This window comes from Gordonia sp. NPDC003425, from assembly GCF_053588635.1.
The window spans coordinates 1-15,926 of sequence record NZ_JBSFQI010000007.1 but is presented as its reverse complement, the minus strand read 5'-3'; the positions used below and the strand labels follow the sequence as shown (position 1 = coordinate 15,926).

14 protein-coding genes and 1 tRNA gene are annotated in these 15,926 nt (G+C 65.0%); 13 read left to right on the top strand and 2 right to left on the bottom strand.

Annotation, left to right across the window (positions count from 1 at the left end; genetic code table 11):
• The first annotated feature begins 34 nt into the window (after positions 1-34).
• Positions 35-763 (top strand): hypothetical protein, encoded by a 729-nt coding sequence (locus ACWDTD_RS10410; protein WP_449747029.1) that lies wholly within the window; start codon positions 35-37, stop codon positions 761-763.
• 17 nt (positions 764-780) lie between these two features.
• On the opposite strand, the gene ACWDTD_RS10405 is transcribed toward ACWDTD_RS10410, so the two are convergent.
• A tRNA-Leu gene (locus ACWDTD_RS10405) sits at positions 781-854 on the bottom strand.
• 147 nt (positions 855-1,001) lie between these two features.
• Here ACWDTD_RS10405 and ACWDTD_RS10400 point away from each other — a divergent pair.
• The 9 genes from ACWDTD_RS10400 to ACWDTD_RS10360 all read left to right on the top strand — a co-directional run bounded on the left by ACWDTD_RS10400 (position 1,002) and on the right by ACWDTD_RS10360 (position 11,601).
• The gene (locus ACWDTD_RS10400; protein ID WP_449747235.1) at positions 1,002-1,625 is read left to right on the top strand and encodes an ANTAR domain-containing response regulator; all 624 of its coding nucleotides are present in this window, start codon (positions 1,002-1,004) and stop codon (positions 1,623-1,625) included.
• Positions 1,626-1,791: 166 nt separating this feature from the next.
• Positions 1,792-3,018 carry a branched-chain amino acid ABC transporter substrate-binding protein gene (locus ACWDTD_RS10395; protein WP_449747028.1) on the top strand — a complete coding sequence of 409 codons (1,227 nt, stop codon included), beginning with the start codon at positions 1,792-1,794 and terminating at the stop codon, positions 3,016-3,018.
• Between the two features lie 82 nt (positions 3,019-3,100).
• Positions 3,101-4,147, top strand: coding sequence for a branched-chain amino acid ABC transporter permease (locus tag ACWDTD_RS10390; protein WP_449747027.1), 1,047 nt, complete (start codon positions 3,101-3,103; stop codon positions 4,145-4,147).
• Entirely contained in the window at positions 4,144-5,367 is a 1,224-nt protein-coding gene (locus ACWDTD_RS10385) for a branched-chain amino acid ABC transporter permease (RefSeq protein ID WP_449747026.1), read from the top strand. Before ACWDTD_RS10390 ends, ACWDTD_RS10385 begins: the two co-directional genes overlap by 4 nt.
• Entirely contained in the window at positions 5,364-6,335 is a 972-nt protein-coding gene (locus ACWDTD_RS10380) for an ABC transporter ATP-binding protein (RefSeq protein WP_449747025.1), read from the top strand. Before ACWDTD_RS10385 ends, ACWDTD_RS10380 begins: the two co-directional genes overlap by 4 nt.
• Entirely contained in the window at positions 6,319-7,089 is a 771-nt protein-coding gene (locus tag ACWDTD_RS10375) for an ABC transporter ATP-binding protein (protein WP_449747024.1), read from the top strand. The genes ACWDTD_RS10380 and ACWDTD_RS10375 overlap by 17 nt, the downstream gene beginning before the upstream one ends.
• Before the next feature lie 35 nt (positions 7,090-7,124).
• Positions 7,125-7,697, top strand: coding sequence for a GNAT family N-acetyltransferase (locus ACWDTD_RS10370; RefSeq protein WP_449747023.1), 573 nt, complete (start codon positions 7,125-7,127; stop codon positions 7,695-7,697).
• A gap of 42 nt (positions 7,698-7,739) precedes the next feature.
• Positions 7,740-10,529, top strand: a complete 2,790-nt coding sequence (gene polA, locus ACWDTD_RS10365) for a DNA polymerase I (RefSeq protein ID WP_449747022.1) — start codon at positions 7,740-7,742, stop codon at positions 10,527-10,529.
• Positions 10,513-11,601, top strand: a complete 1,089-nt coding sequence (locus tag ACWDTD_RS10360; protein ID WP_449747021.1) for an isocitrate/isopropylmalate dehydrogenase family protein — start codon at positions 10,513-10,515, stop codon at positions 11,599-11,601. Before polA ends, ACWDTD_RS10360 begins: the two co-directional genes overlap by 17 nt.
• Before the next feature lie 13 nt (positions 11,602-11,614).
• On the opposite strand, the gene ACWDTD_RS10355 is transcribed toward ACWDTD_RS10360, so the two are convergent.
• Positions 11,615-12,880 carry a lipase family protein gene (locus ACWDTD_RS10355; protein WP_449747020.1) on the bottom strand — a complete coding sequence of 422 codons (1,266 nt, stop codon included), beginning with the start codon at positions 12,878-12,880 and terminating at the stop codon, positions 11,615-11,617.
• A 265-nt stretch (positions 12,881-13,145) separates the two neighbouring features.
• Here ACWDTD_RS10355 and ACWDTD_RS10350 point away from each other — a divergent pair, with 265 nt between their 5' ends.
• Genes ACWDTD_RS10350 through ACWDTD_RS10340 form a run of 3 tightly spaced genes read left to right on the top strand, consistent with a single transcriptional unit; the run spans position 13,146 to position 15,798 of the window.
• Positions 13,146-14,075 carry an ABC transporter substrate-binding protein gene (locus tag ACWDTD_RS10350; RefSeq protein WP_449747019.1) on the top strand — a complete coding sequence of 310 codons (930 nt, stop codon included), beginning with the start codon at positions 13,146-13,148 and terminating at the stop codon, positions 14,073-14,075.
• Between the two features lie 3 nt (positions 14,076-14,078).
• A complete protein-coding gene (locus tag ACWDTD_RS10345; protein ID WP_449747018.1) occupies positions 14,079-15,038 on the top strand; it encodes an amino acid ABC transporter permease in 960 nt (319 codons plus the stop codon).
• Positions 15,025-15,798 (top strand): amino acid ABC transporter ATP-binding protein, encoded by a 774-nt coding sequence (locus ACWDTD_RS10340; RefSeq protein ID WP_449747017.1) that lies wholly within the window; start codon positions 15,025-15,027, stop codon positions 15,796-15,798. The genes ACWDTD_RS10345 and ACWDTD_RS10340 overlap by 14 nt, the downstream gene beginning before the upstream one ends.
• Positions 15,799-15,926 lie beyond the last annotated feature (128 nt).

Below are 15,926 nucleotides of genomic sequence, written 5' to 3'. Positions count from 1 at the left end.
GGCGGTCGATAGTGATCTGATTGGAGATTTGGTGATGACAGTGAAGAACACACTGGTTGACGAGATCCTCGACGCCTACGGCGGTTACGACCGGTGGCGGGAGGTATCGACGATATCCGCCGACAAGCGGTTCGGCGGAGCGATCTGGGACATCAAACGGGTACCCGGTGTCGTCGATGACGGGAGCTTGACGGTCTGGATTTCAGAGCAGCACACCTCTCTGTATCCGTTCACCGGTGACTCCTTGCGATCCGACTACACACCCCGCCGCGTCGCGATCGACTCTCTCGATGGCACCACGACCGCGGAGCTCGTCGACCCGCGGGCGTCGTTCGCCGGGCACACGCTGACAACACCGTGGACTCCACTGCAGTTGGCGTACTTCACGGGTTACGCGATGTGGACCTATCTGGCCGAGCCGTTCAATCTCTGCTTCGACGGTGTCGGTACGGAAGAAGGGCATCCATGGACCGAGGGCGACCAGACGTGGCGGCGCTTGTACGTCGACTATCCGCCGACCGTCGCGACACACAGCTCGCGTCAGCTGTTGTATGTCGACGACGCCGGATTGATCCGGCGCCGAGACTACGACGTCGACATCGCAGGGGGGTCGCCCGCGGCTCACTACGTCTCGGACTTCACGACGGTTGACGGCATCGTCGTCCCCGCACGCCGGATGATCTACGTGCGTGACACAGCGGGCCACCCGATTCCCGACCAGCTCGTGGTATCGATCGAATTGTCGAACATCCGCGTGCGATGACGTGGTGGTACTTCAAGTGCCCTCGGTGAGACTCGAACTCACACTGGACGGGTTTTGAATCCGTTGCCTCTGCCAATTGGGCTACGAGGGCGCGCGGCCGTGTCGGTCGCAACAGTCAACACTAGATGATCGGCCGCCCGCGACGCCAAGCGGTACGCTTTCGGTTCATCGGTGAGCCAACCATCGGCGCTGTCCGGCCTTGATGTGGTGGCCACTCGCAAGCGTGGGGGAAGAGGGAATGGTGACGGTGGCCGAGAGTGACGACGCCAAGGTCGAGCAGCAGGTGACCCGCAAGGTGCTGGTCGCCGAGGACGACTCGTTGATCCGGATGGATCTCATCGAGATGCTCCGCGAAGAGGGCTACGACGTGGTGGGCGAGGCCCCCAACGGACAGATCGCCGTCGACCTCACCGAGAGTCTTAAGCCCGACCTCGTGATCATGGACATCAAGATGCCGGTCCGCGACGGCATCGACGCGGCCACCGAGATCGCACAGAAGCGCCTTGCGCCGGTCGTGATGCTGACCGCCTTCAGCCAGAGGGACTTCATCGAGAAGGCGCGCGACGCCGGTGCAATGGCCTATCTCGTCAAACCATTCACCAAGACCGACCTCGTCCCGGCCATCGAGGTGGCCGTGAGTCGCTACCACGAACTCACGACGCTCGAAAAGGAAGTCGCGACAATGCAGGAGCGGCTCGAGACGCGCAAACTCGTCGAGCGTGCCAAGGGATTGTTGATGGAGAAGCAGGCGCTCTCCGAGCCCGAGGCGTTCAAGTGGATACAGCGCGCCGCGATGGATCGTCGTACCACGATGAAGGCCGTCGCCCAGGTGGTGGTGGAGACCCTCGGTCCCAGCGACTGACGCCGTCGCACCTCTCGTAAATTCTGTGAAAACCCGACGCCCCCTGTCATGGGCGTTTGCGCTCAATGCGTCGCGCACACCGGATGTTGGGTCTATGTTCAGCGAAGGTCTCCTCAGTAGACCTCCCGGCCGTGGGGGCCGGGTGGCTGGACGAGAGGTAGTGAAAATGCACCGTCGTGTGACGACGGCAGCGCTGGCAGCGACGCTGGCCGCTGTGCTCGCCGTATCGGCATGTAGCAGTAAGTCATCCGACTCCGGCTCGGAAACGAGCGGGTCGGCGGGATCAGGTTCTGGGCTCACCATTTCGCCTCTCGCCCAGATCAATACACAGGGCAAGGAGTCCCCCAAGGTATCCGAGGCCGACGCCCTCAACCCGGGCCAGGCCACCAACGCCACCTGCGAGCCGACAAACATCGCCATGGCCGGAGCGCTCACGGGCGCCGACGCCGCGCTGGGCATCAATATCGTCGACGGCGCGCAACTCGCGGTCGACCAGCACAACAAGGCCAACCCGAACTGCAAGATCACCCTGAAGCGCTTCGACACCGAGGGCGACCCGCAGAAGGCCACCCAGGTGGCGCCGCAGATCACCAACGACGACTCCATCATCGGCCTGATCGGTCCCGCCTTCTCGGGCGAGACCAAGGCCACCGGCGGCATCTTCAACCAGGCCGGCCTGGTGTCGGTCACCGCGTCGGCCACCAACCCGACACTCACCGACAACGGCTGGAAGACGTTCTACCGTGGCCTGGCCAACGACGATGTGCAGGGCCCGGCGGTCGCCAAATACCTGACCGGAACCATGGGCAAGAAGAAGGTCTGTGTCATCGAGGACGACACCGACTACGGCACCGGCCTCGCCAAAGCCGTCAAGGGCGCACTCGGATCGGCACTGGACTCCGACTGCTCGGGTGATGTGAAGAAGGGCGAGCGTGACTTCTCGGCCATCATCTCCAAGGTCACCGGGGCATCGCCCGACGCCGTGTTCTACGCCGGCTACTACGCCGAGGCCGCGCCGCTCGCGCAGCAGATGAAGTCCGCCGATCCGAACGTATTGTTCGTCTCGGGTGACGGTGCCAACGATCCGCAGTTCACCGCGCAGGCCGGTGATGCCGCCAAGGGTGCGGTCCTGTCGTGCCCGTGCGGTCCGGCCCCGTCGGAGTTCGCGCAGCAGTACAAGGCGGCGTTCAACCAGGAGCCCGGCGTCTACTCCGTGGAGGCCTACGACATCGCGGCCATCATGATGAAGGGCATCGCGGAAGGCAACAACACCCGGCCCAAGCTGCTCGAGTACATCAGCAAGTACAGCGGCCCAGGCCTGGCCCGCCAGTACTCGTGGACACCCATGGGTGAACTGTCCACGTCGCTGATCTGGGTATACGAGGTCAAATAGCCCACACACCAGGTGCGCCCGGCCGCCACACACAGCGGTCCGGGCGCACCTCGTGCTGTGACTCATACGGTGAAGGGGACCGATGACCGCCACATTTCTCGTGGCCCAGTCGTCGACGGCGGTGGCCTCGACCATCACGTTCGACGTGCATTCGCTGGTCAACAGCTTCTGGGGCCTGACCATCGAGGGCCTGACCTACGGTGCGGTGTATGCGCTCGTGGCCGTGGGATACACACTCGTCTACGGTGTTTTGCGCCTGATCAACTTCGCGCATTCCGAGGTGTTCATGCTCGGCATGTTCGGCACCTACATCGGCCTGCTGCTGCTGGGATTCACTCCCTCGGGTAACACCTACTCCGAGGGCACCCTGATGACGGTGGTGTACCTGGTGATCGCCGGACTGTGCGGCATGATCGTCTCGGGCGGCGCCGCGGTGGGTCTGGAATTCATCGCCTACCGCCCACTACGCCGACGCGGTGCCAAACCGTTGGCCTTCCTCATCACCGCGATCGGCATGTCGTTCGTGCTCCAGGAATTCGTGCACTACGTGCTGCCCAAGGTGCCGATCGACCCACCACTGGGCGGATCCACCGCGCAGCCGACCATCCGGCTGGTCAATCCCGTGCAGGAGTTCTCGTTCTTCGGAGCCCCCGTCTACAACCTGACGATGATCATCATCCTGTCGGCGATCGTGCTCGCACTCGGCACCGACTTCATGATCAACCGCACCCGGCTCGGACGAGGTATCCGTTCGGTGGCCCAAGATCCCGACGCCGCGCTGCTGATGGGCGTCTCCCGGGAACGGATCATCCTGGTCACCTTCCTCATCGGAGGCCTTCTCGCCGGCGCTGCCGCGCTGCTCTACACACTCCGCGTGCCGACCAACATCGTCTACAACGGCGGGTTCATCCTCGGCATCAAGGCGTTCTGCGCGGCGGTGCTCGGCGGCATCGGCAACGTGCGCGGCGCACTGCTCGGCGGTCTCCTTCTCGGTGTGATGGAGAACTACGGATCGGTGCTACTCGGCAACCAGTGGAAGGATGTCGTCGCGTTCGTGCTGCTCATACTGGTGCTCATGTTCCGTCCGACCGGCATCCTGGGTGAGAAGCTAGGAAAGGCGAGGGTATGACCACGGCGCAAACCCCGGCCGGAGACATCACACCGGACGCGCATGAATCCCACGGCGTCGGTGACGCCATCCGCGGATGGTGGAACGGGTTGCCGCGTGTGCAGCAGTGGCTGATCGGCGTACCGCTGCTGTTGCTGCTCGCAGCCCTTCCGGTGATCAAGCCGCCGCTGATCACCACCACCGCCACCAACTTCGGCGTGGTGATGGCCACGTTCGCGATGACGGCCCTCATCGCCGTCGGACTCAACGTGGTCGTCGGCCAGACCGGCCTGCTCGACCTCGGCTATGTCGGCTTCTACGCCGTCGGTGCCTACGTGGTCGCCCTGATGACCAGCCCGTCGAGTCCGCTGTGGAACAGTCCCGACCACGGCTTGTTCTCGGGGCCGTGGGCGTGGCTGGCGTGCGTTCCGCTCGCCATCGTCATCACCGGTATCACCGGTCTTCTCCTGGGTACGCCGACCCTGCGGGTACGCGGTGACTACCTCGCCATCGTCACCCTCGGCTTCGGTGAGATCGTGCGGCTGCTCGCCGACAACCTCGACGACGTCACCAACGGCGCCTCCGGCCTGCAGGGCGTGCTGTTCCCCGAGGTCGGCCGTTCCGCAGAACACCCCGAAGGGGTGTTCTCCAGTGCCAACAACGCCTCGACGCTCAACTACGGCGTGTGGTGGTACTGGCTGGGCATGGTGCTGGTGATCCTCGTGCTCATCGTGATCGGCAACCTCGAACGCAGCCGCGTCGGCCGATCGTGGGTGGCGATCCGCGAGGACGAGGATGCCGCCGAGATCATGGGTGTGCCGACGTTCAAGTACAAACTGTGGGCGTTCGTCATCGGCGCGGGAATCGGCGGGCTCTCCGGCGCGGTGTACGCCGGCCAGGTGCAGTACATCGATCCCAAGGCGTTCACGGTGATCAACTCGATGCTGTTCCTGTGTGCGGTGGTGCTCGGTGGTCAGGGCAACAAGCTCGGGGTGATCGCCGGCGCGTTCATCATTGTGTACCTGCCCGCGCGGGTGCAGGGCGTCGAGGTGGGCGGACAGTCGTTGAGTGAGTTCAAGTACCTGTTCTTCGGTGTCGCCCTGGTGGTGCTGATGATCTTCCGCCCGCAGGGACTGTTCCCGGCGCGGGCGCGCCTGGTCACGTTCGGACGCCAGGTGTACGCCGCGGTGCAACGCAATCCGAAACCCGCACCTTCCGGCAGCGAGGAGGCCCACGCATGACCCATCGTCTGCCCGACGATCCGGATCGGGTCCCCGACGAGATCATCGACAACGAGGAGCAACTCGCCGAGGCCGAATCCGACCCGGAGGCCACGACGTTCGTCGACCCGGCCGACGTCGATCCCGATCTGGCCGACCCCGAGGCGGTGGCCGAGGCCGTCGCGCCGCAGCGCGACATCGCCACGGCACTGGGCGAACCATTGCTGACCGTGGAGGGACTGACCGTCGAATTCGGTGGGCTCGCCGCCCTCGACGATGTCACCTTCGACATCAAACGCGGCGAGATCCTCGGTCTCATCGGCCCCAACGGCGCGGGCAAGACCACGTGCTTCAACGCCATCACCGGCGTATACCGGCCCAGTCGCGGCACCGTCACCTTCGACGGCGCCCCGCTCGGCCGGATGAAGCAGCACAAGATCACCCGGCGCGGCATCGCCCGCACCTTCCAGAACGTGCGGCTCTGGGGGGAGATGACCGCACTGGAGAACGTGTGCGTCGGCACCGATGCGCGGCACAAGAGTTCGGTGTTCAGCGGCATTTTCCGTACCCCCCGGCTCTATCACGAGGAGCGTGACGCCGTCGACCGCGGCATGGCGCTGCTGGAGTTCGTGGGCATCGGCCCCCGCGCCGCCGAGAAGGCCTCCAACCTGCCCTACGGCGACCAGCGTCGACTCGAGATCGCCCGGGCGTTGGCCACCGAACCCAAACTGCTGTGCCTCGACGAACCCGCGGCCGGGTTCAACCCGAGTGAGAAGACCGCGCTGATGGGTCTGATCCAGAAGATCCGCGACGACGGTTACACCGTGCTGCTGATCGAACATGACATGAGACTCGTCATGGGTGTCACCGACCGCATCGTGGTACTCGAATTCGGACGCAAGATCGCCGACGGCACACCGAAGGAAGTCCGCGACAACCCGGCGGTCGTCGCCGCCTACCTGGGGGTACCCGATGACCAAATCGCCTGAGGAGCAGTCCGTTCCGCACGATGCGCCGTCGACCAGGCCGGTCCTCGAGATCGACGACGTGGTGGTCCACTACGGCCGCATCCGCGCGCTGCACGGCATCTCCCTGGCCGTTGGTGCCGGAGAACTGGTGACCCTGCTGGGAGCCAACGGTGCCGGCAAATCGACCACCATGCGGGCCATCTCCGGGCTCAACAAGCTCAGCGCCGGAGACATCCGCTTCAACGGCGAATCGATCACCCGCCTCTCACCGCATGAACGCGTGTCGCGCGGAATCATCCAGGTGCCCGAGGGACGCCGCATCTTTCCCGGCATGACCGTGCTCGAGAACCTCGACATGGGCTGCTACGGAAGGAAATTCGAGAACAAGGCGGCCTACAACGCAGCCCTCGACCACGTCTTCGAGACCTTCCCCAGGCTCGGTGAACGCCGTAAACAGTACGGCGGCACGATGTCCGGTGGGGAACAACAGATGCTGGCCATCGGTCGGGCGCTGATGGCGCGACCCACCCTGCTGCTCCTCGACGAACCGTCGATGGGCCTGGCGCCCATGGTGATCCAGCAGATATTCCGCATCATCGCGCAGATCAACGAGACCGGCACCACCATCCTGCTGGTCGAACAGAACGCGCAGCAGGCGCTGAGCCGTTCCGACCGGGGATACATCCTCGAGACCGGCGCCATCACCAAGGAGGGTCCGGGTAAGGAACTGCTCGTCGACGACGCGGTGCGGGAGGCCTACCTCGGGGTGGCGTGACCTCGCCGAGGCGGAGTGGCAGTACGGTGGCAGGCGTGACCCAGGTGGATGTGCGGTCCTCCGACGACACGCGGCTCGCCGCGTCGCTGCTCGCGCAAGCATTTGTCGACGATCCGGTGGTGCGCTGGCTCCAACCAGACACGCGTCGCCATCGTCGCCTGTTCGACGCACTGTTTCGCGCCGGGCACGGGCGGAGGGGCCGAATCGAGGTTGCCTACTGCGACGGGATTCCCGCTGGTGCCGCCGTGTGGGACGCTCCTCCCGGATTCGAGCCGTCGGCCCGCGACGTCCTGCGATCCCTGCCGTGGTTCATCGGCGCGATCGGTACCAGGGTGAGGTACGGCACCGAACTCGAACGCCTCTTCGCTCCGCAGCGGCCTTCCGAGCCGCACTGGTATCTGGCGTTCCTGGGGTCGGTGACCCCGGGGCGTGGGGTGGGTACCTCGCTGCTGGCGGCGCAACTTGATCGCATCACCGGTCCGGCGTATCTGGAGAGTTCCAACAGGGCCAACATCCCGCTGTACGAGCGGTGGGGTTTCGAGGTGACCGGCGAGGTGGTGTTGCCACACGACGGGCCCACCGTGTGGCCGATGTACCGGCCGGGCTGAGTCGGCGATGGGCTGTCACCGGTCGTCACTAGACTCGCCTGTGTGAGTCCAGCGCAGAGTTCCGTCGGCCCAGCATCGACCAGGCCCGCTACCACCGGTGCACGCGCCGCGGGCGGTGCCGGCAAGGCCCGCCGGCCCGTGTTGATGCTGCTCGACGGGCATTCCCTGGCCTATCGGGCATTTTTCGCGCTGCCCGCGGAGAACTTCAAGACGGCGACCGGTCAGACCACCAACGCGGTGTACGGGTTCACCTCGATGCTGATCAATCTGCTGCGCGACGAGGAGCCCACCCACATCGCCGCGGCATTCGACGTGTCGCGCAAGACGTTCCGGTCCGAGATGTATCCGGACTACAAGGCGCAGCGCTCCAAGTCTCCCGACGAGTTCAACGGACAGGTCGACCTCACCAAGGAGGTTCTCGACGCGCTGGGTATCCCGGTCATGGCGATCGAGGGTTACGAGGCCGACGACATCATCGCCACGCTCGCGACGCAGGCCGAGGCCGAGGGCTACCGGGTCCTCGTCGTCACCGGCGATCGCGACTCCCTGCAATTGGTCGACGACTCGGTGACGGTGCTTTATCCGCGCAAGGGAGTCTCCGACCTGACACGGTTCACCCCGGAAGAGGTGGAGAAGAAGTACGGCCTCACACCCACGCAGTACCCGGATTATGCGGCGCTCCGCGGCGACCCGAGCGACAACCTGCCCGGCATCCCCGGGGTGGGGGAGAAGACGGCGTCGAAATGGATTCGTGAGTACGGCTCTCTCGCGTCGCTCATCGATCACGTCGACGAGGTCAAGGGCAAGGTCGGCGACGCGTTGCGCGCGCACCTCGCGTCGGTGCAGACCAACCGCCAGTTGACCGAACTGGTCCGCGACATGCAGTTGCCGTCGGGCCCCGACGACCTGGCCATGGTCGGGTGGGATCGCGACCGCATCCATCACCTCTTCGACGACCTCGAGTTCCGTGTGCTGCGCGACCGGCTGTTCTCGACGTTGAGTTCGGTGGAGCCTGAGGCGGAAGCGGGATTCGAGCTCGACGGCTCGATCCTCGGCGACGGCGAGGTTCGTGACTGGCTCGACGCGCACGCGCGCACCGGCCGCAGCGGGCTCACCGTGACCGCGCCGCATCAGGTCGTCGGCGCCGACGTGAGCGGAGTCGCCATCGCCGCGGCCGACGGGACGTCGGGGTACGTCGACGTCACCGCGCTGGGACCCGACGACGAGAAGGCGCTCGGCGAGTGGTTCGCCGATTCGGCCATCGAGAAGGCGCTGCACGAGACGAAGTGGGCCATTCACGCCCTCCGGTCGCGTGGGTGGACGCTTGCGGGCGTCACCAGCGACACCGCACTCGCCGCATATCTCGTACGCCCGGGTCAGCGCTCCTTCAATCTCGACGATCTCGCTCTCCGCTACCTGCGGCGCGAGCTGCGCGCAGACGATGCCACCGACTCCGGGCAACTCTCACTCCTCGACGATGACGGCGGTGCGGGCAAGATCGCCGAGCAGGCGATGCTCGAAGCGCGCGCGGTTGCCGAACTGGCCGACACCCTCGACACCGAGCTCGACCGGATCGACTCCAAGCCGCTGCTCACCGAGATGGAGCTGCCGCTGCTGTTCGTGCTGGCCGACCTCGAGGCCGCCGGCATCGCCGTCGACGTCGAGCATTTCGGCGAACTCGAAGAGACGTTCTCCGAGCGCATCCGTGCCGCCGCCGAGTCGGCGTACGAGGTGATCGGTGAGCAGATCAACCTCGGCTCGCCCAAGCAACTGCAGACGGTGCTGTTCGACAAACTCGACATGCCCAAGACCAAGAAGACCAAGACCGGCTACACCACCGACGCCGATGCGCTGCAGACGCTCTACGAGAAGACCGAGCACCCTTTCCTCGCCTACCTCCTCGAGCACCGCGATGCGACGCGGCTGAAGGTCACCGTCGATGGTCTGCTGAAGTCCGTTGCCGACGACGGCCGAATCCACACCACGTTCAATCAGACCGTCGCGGCGACGGGTCGGCTCTCGTCGACCGAACCCAATCTGCAGAACATCCCGGTGCGTACCGAAGCGGGCAGGGAAATCCGCCACGGATTCGTCGTCGGAAGCGACACCGGTCCCGGCGGCTCGGGAAAACCGTACGAGACGCTGATGACCGCCGACTACAGCCAGATCGAAATGCGCATCATGGCCCATCTCTCCGGTGACGCCGGCCTGATCGAGGCGTTCAACACCGGCGAGGACCTCCACAACTTCGTGGGGTCGCGTGCCTTCGGGGTGCCCATCGACGAGGTCACCACCGAGATGCGTCACCGCGTCAAGGCGATGTCCTACGGGCTGGCCTATGGCTTGTCGGCGTTCGGCCTCGCGGCGCAGCTGCGCATCAGCCGCGACGAGGCCAAAGACCAGATGGAAGCCTACTTCGACCGATTCGGCGGAGTTCGCGACTACCTCCACGACGTGGTGGTGGAGGCACGTCGAAACGAGTACACGGCCACCCTGTTCGGTCGTCGGCGCTATCTGCCCGACCTCAACAGCGACAACTGGCAACGGCGTCAGGCGGCCGAGCGAATGGCCCTGAACGCACCGATCCAGGGCACCGCCGCCGACATCATCAAGGTGGCGATGATCAACGTGCACAAGCGGATCGCCGCCGAGAACCTGAAATCCCGGATGCTGTTGCAGGTACATGACGAACTCGTCGTCGAGGTCGCCCACGGCGAGCGCGAGCGGGCCGAGAAAGTCGTGCGCGAGGAGATGGGTAGCGCGATCGACCTATCCGTGCCGCTCGAGGTGTCGGTCGGCTTCGGCAGGTCGTGGGATGACGCAGCCCACTAGCGACCGAGTGCGAATCGGGGTCCTTGACGGCGACGGCATCGGCCCCGAGATCGTGCCGTGGGCGGTCGCGGCAGCCGACGCGGCCGCCGCCCGGGAGGGATTCGCGTTCGACTGGGTGCCCGCGTCGATCGGACTCGGCGCCATCGAACGCGAGGGGGTTCCCGTTCCGCAGCGCACTCTCGACGTCCTCGACGGCCTGACGATCTGGGTGATGGGTCCGCACGACTCCGCGGCCTACCCGGACCGGTTTCGACGGCAAGCACCGCCGGGCGGCCTCATCCGCAAACACTTCGGCCTGTACGCGAATCTGCGTCCCTGCCACGCCCATCGGGGGGTGCCCGCGGTGGCACCCGGCATCGACGTGCTGATCGTCCGGGAGAACTCCGAGGGGCTCTACGCCGACCGGAACATGGCCGTGGGCTCCGGCGAGTTCATGCCCACTCCCGATGTCGCGCTCGCCGTGGGAGTGATCACCCGATCGGCGAGCGAACGGATCGCACGCCAAGCGTTCGAACTCGCGCGGCATCGAGGAAAACACGTCACGATCGTGCACAAGGCGAACGTGCTCACGCTGACCACCGGATTGTTCCGCGACGCCTGCCTCGCCGTTGCGGCCGACTACCCCGATGTGGTGGTCGACGAGCAGCACGTGGATGCGATGGCCGCGCTGCTGGTGCGCCGGCCCGCCGACTTCGATGTCCTGGTCACCGAGAACCTGTTCGGCGACATCCTGTCCGATCTCGCGGGGGAGTTGTCCGGGTCGATCGGCCTGGCCGGATCGGTCAACTGCTCCGACACCAGGGTGATGGCCCAGGCCTCCCATGGCGCAGCGCCCGACATCGCAGGACAGGGGATCGCGAATCCCGTGGCGATCATCGCATCGACGTCGATGGCGTTGCGATGGTTGGGTACTCACATCGGCGACGATCGCCTGATCCGGGCGGCCGAACGGATGGAGTCAGGAGTCGACGCGGTTCTCGCAGACGCAACGCTGACCCCGGATCTCGGTGGCACGGCCACCACCGCCGATCTCGGGGCCGGCGTCGTCACGCACGTCACGTCTGCGCCGTAAACGCGGAGACCGGTCAGTTCGTCGGTATGGGACCGAGCCGATTGCCGGTCGGGATACCAGAACAATAGGTGGCCGAGCGGCCCGCAAACCGGTCCGCGAGGAACGCCTCGGCGTCGGGTGCCCACGGCAAGAACGCCTCGAAGTGGCTGAGCTTCGGATAGGTCTTGTACTGGGTGGGCACGCCTTCTCGGCAGTACCGAGTCGCCAGACCCTGCACGTCGCCGTCGATCATGATTCCGTCGCCGATACCGTCGACATTGCCGACGCCGAGGAACATCGGGTTCCTCGGTTTACCCACCCAGCCCATGATGTTCTGGTTGAACGCGGCGGGAATGCCCGGAACGGTCAGCAGTCCGGGGTACTGAGGGAGAAGGAGCTGGGTGTCGGTGAGCCCGGGATACTTCGTGGCGAAGTCGATCAGACACTGGCCCTGGGTTTGCGCCAGCACGCTTTTGCCCTTGGGCGACAGGTACTGCTGAATGTTGAGGTCGAAGACGTCGTTGTACACGTTCATCAACGCCGGGATGACACCCGCCCACTGCGTGCTGCCGTTCACGTACGGCAGGTTGTGGGAGGGCTGCACCAGCACGCCGCCGGCGGCCGCGCCGACGATGTTGAGTTCGGGCGCATAGGTCGGGGCGAGGTCCGCACCGAAACCGGTCGGAACCGAACCGCCCGAGTAGCCGAAGAGGCCGACGGGTGTCGACGAGGGCAGTCGCAGGTGGCGTTCGGACGCGCGGATGCTGTCGAGCGCGGTCTGTGCCGATTCACGGCCCATCGTCCAGCGCATCTTCAGGCCCTCGTAATCGGGCACGACCACGGTGTACCCCTGGGCGAGCATCGAGGAAATGGTGATGTCGTCGAATTCCGGTCCACGTCCGGTATTACCGCCGCGAAGGGCATAGGAGGGATCACATTGTGAGCCGAGCGCGTCATAGGGGGAGTGATAGGAGATGATTTTGCGCGGACCCGGCACCGGAGGCTCGAGGATCGTGGTGACCGCCGCGGTGGGGATGCCGAACTGATCGGTGGTGCGGAACAGAATCTGCGTGGCGACCGCCGCGAAACGCTTGTCGCCATATGCGAGTTGAACCACACGGGTCTTGAGCGGGGCCCCCGGCGACACCTTGTGCAGGTTTCGATCGGTGGAGTAGAAGGGGTCATGCGACGGCGGAACGAGCGGCGCGGCCGTGGCCTTTCCGGGCGTGCTCAGGAGTGCCCCGAAACCGGTGGCGAATACCGCCAGCAGAATCACGAGGACGGTCAGCTTGTTTCTCACGGACGGATGTTAACCGGGAATCTTCAGATAAGCATCTACGTGAAATGCGAAATCAGAAGAATGTCGGAATACCGCGCGGCGACTGCCGGCGGCGCGCCCGCTGGATCGCCGCCCCGGCGGCGTCCCACGCCTTCGGGCGGTCGGTAAATCCTGCGTAACTCGCCGGTGAAGTGGGCGCCGAGCCACTAGAGTTCCCCGGGGTGGGGACACGGGGTCGCCACAACTGTGACAGCTGCTCCGGAGCGCGGGGCACGAAGGGACTGTGATGCGCGATCTCCGATCGTTCAGGGCCGGCTCAAAGCGACTTCCGTTCATTCTCGCGGTTCTGATGGCCGTGGTCGCCATGGTCCTGGCGGGATGCTCGAACAACGATGAGAGCGGCGGCGAGGCCGCGGCCAGTTCGTCAAAGCCCGTCGAGGTTGCCAAGGTCGACTCGATTGCTGCGCTGGTACCCGAGAAAATCCGTCAGACCGGTCAACTGACTGTTGGTGTAAACGTCCCCTACTCACCCAATGAGTTCAAGGACCCGAGTGGCAAGATCATCGGATTCGACGTCGACCTGATGAACGCCGTCGCCGGCGTACTGGGGCTGACCGCCGTCTATAAGGAAGCCGATTTCGACAAGATCATTCCGGCTATCCAGCAGGGTACCTACGACGTAGGTATGTCCTCGTTCACTGACAGCAAGGAACGCGAGAACCAGGTCGACTTCGTCACCTACTACAACGCGGGAGTGCAGTGGGCCCAGCAGAAGGGCGGCAACATCGACCCAAACAACGCTTGCGGCAAGCGGGTCGCAGTGCAGGCCACCACCACCGAGGACACAGACGAGATCCCGGCCAAGAGCAAAGCGTGCACCGATGCCGGTAAGCCCGCCATCGACAAGGTGAAGTTCGACAGCCAGGACGAGGCGACCAACGCGCTGGTGCTGGGCAAGGTTGATGCGATGTCGGCGGATTCGCCGGTCACCGCCTACGCGATCAAGCGATCCGACGGCAAGCTCGAAGCTGCGGGTGGGGTTTTCGATTCGGCCCCGTACGGCTATCCGGTCCAGAAGGGGTCACCGCTGGGGAAGGCCATGCAGCAGGCGGTACAGCACCTGATTGACAACGGCCAGTACAAGCAGATCGCGGCGAACTGGGGACTCGAGGGCGGCATGATTCCGACTTCGGTCATCAACGGCGCCGTCAGCTAGCTGGTGAGCGCACCCTCAACGGGTCCCATCGGGGTCGGCACCGACACCTCGGAGCCTTCCCCGATCAAGGCCGTACCACTCCGGCATCCCGGCCAGTGGGTCACCGCGATCATCGTGTTGATCCTGGTCGCCCTGTTCGTGTACGGGGCGGCCACCAACGGCGCATACGCGTGGGACACCTATGCCAAGTACTTGTTCGACACCCGAATCCTGCAGGGTGTCGGGTACACCCTTGCGCTGACTGTTCTGTCGATGGTCATCGCGATTGTGCTGGGTATCCTCCTGGCGATCATGCGTCTCTCCCCAAACCCGGTGTTACGGGCCACGTCGTGGGTGTATCTGTGGATCTTTCGTGGCACTCCGGTCTACGTGCAGTTGGTGTTCTGGGGTCTGTTCCCGTCGATTTACAAGCGCATCGATCTCGGTATTCCGTTCGTCGTGCAGTTCGCCCACTTCGACATTCAGGCTCTCAATGCGGCATTCGCCTTCGCCGTCATCGGACTCGCACTCAACGAGGCGGCATACATGGCGGAGATCGTCCGCGCCGGCGTCTCGTCGGTGGGTGAGGGCCAGACCGAGGCATCGGTTGCGCTGGGCATGTCGTGGACGCAGACGATGCGGCGGACCGTTCTTCCGCAGGCCATGCGCGTGATCATCCCGCCGACCGGCAACGAGGTGATCAGCATGCTGAAGACCACCAGCCTTGTGGCCGCGGTGCCGTTCAGTCTCGAACTGTACGGACGTGCCCGCGACATTTCGGGAGTCATCTTCCAGCCGATTCCGCTGCTGATGGTGGCATCGACCTGGTACCTCGCGGTGACAAGCGTGCTCATGGTGGGGCAGTACTACCTGGAGCGCTATTACTCCAAGGGGGCCAGCAGGCAGCTCACGGCTCGCCAACTCAAGGCGCAGGCGAACGCACTGAACACGCCGATCACCGAGGAGAGCGATGAGCGCCGCTGAGCAGCCGATGGTGCTCGCCGACCGGGTGTGCAAGAACTTCGGGTCGCTAGAGGTTCTGAAGGGCATCACTCTTGAGGTGGCGCGCGGCGAGGTGCTCTGCCTCATCGGTCCGTCCGGGTCGGGGAAATCGACCTTCCTGCGGTGCGTCAATCACCTCGAGGTGGTCAACGCGGGCCGCCTCTACGTCGACGGTGACCTGATCGGCTACCGGGAGCGAGGCGACAAGCTCTACGAGATGAGCCCCAAGGACGCCGCCAAACAACGCCGCGACATCGGCATGGTGTTTCAGCACTTCAACCTGTTTCCGCACCGCACCGCGTTGGAGAACGTGATCGAGGCGCCCACCCAGGTCAAGAAGCAGAAGAAGAACGACGCCGTCGCGCGGGCCAAGGACCTTCTCGACCGCGTCGGCCTCGCCGACAAGGCCGAGACCTACCCGGCGCAACTGTCGGGCGGTCAGCAGCAGCGCGTCGCCATCGCCCGAGCATTGGCGATGGACCCCAAGCTGATGCTGTTCGACGAGCCGACCTCGGCGCTCGACCCGGAACTCGTCGGTGACGTGCTCGGGGTGATGCGCGAACTCGCGGCGTCCGGGATGACGATGCTCGTGGTGACCCACGAGATGGGTTTCGCCCGTGAGGTTGCCGATCAGCTCGTCTTCATGGACGGCGGGGTGGTGGTCGAGAAGGGTGACCCACGAGAAGTGCTCGCCAATCCGCAGCACGAACGCACCAAGACGTTCTTGTCCAAACTGCTCTGACCGTCGGTCGGCTCACCGACGGCTGCGCTAACCGGCTCTTCCGAATTGACGGTGCGTAGAACGGGTTCTCGCGGGCACAAGATGTGGGTGAGCAAGGTCGCGGGGTGTGGGCGGTGAGTCTGGGGATG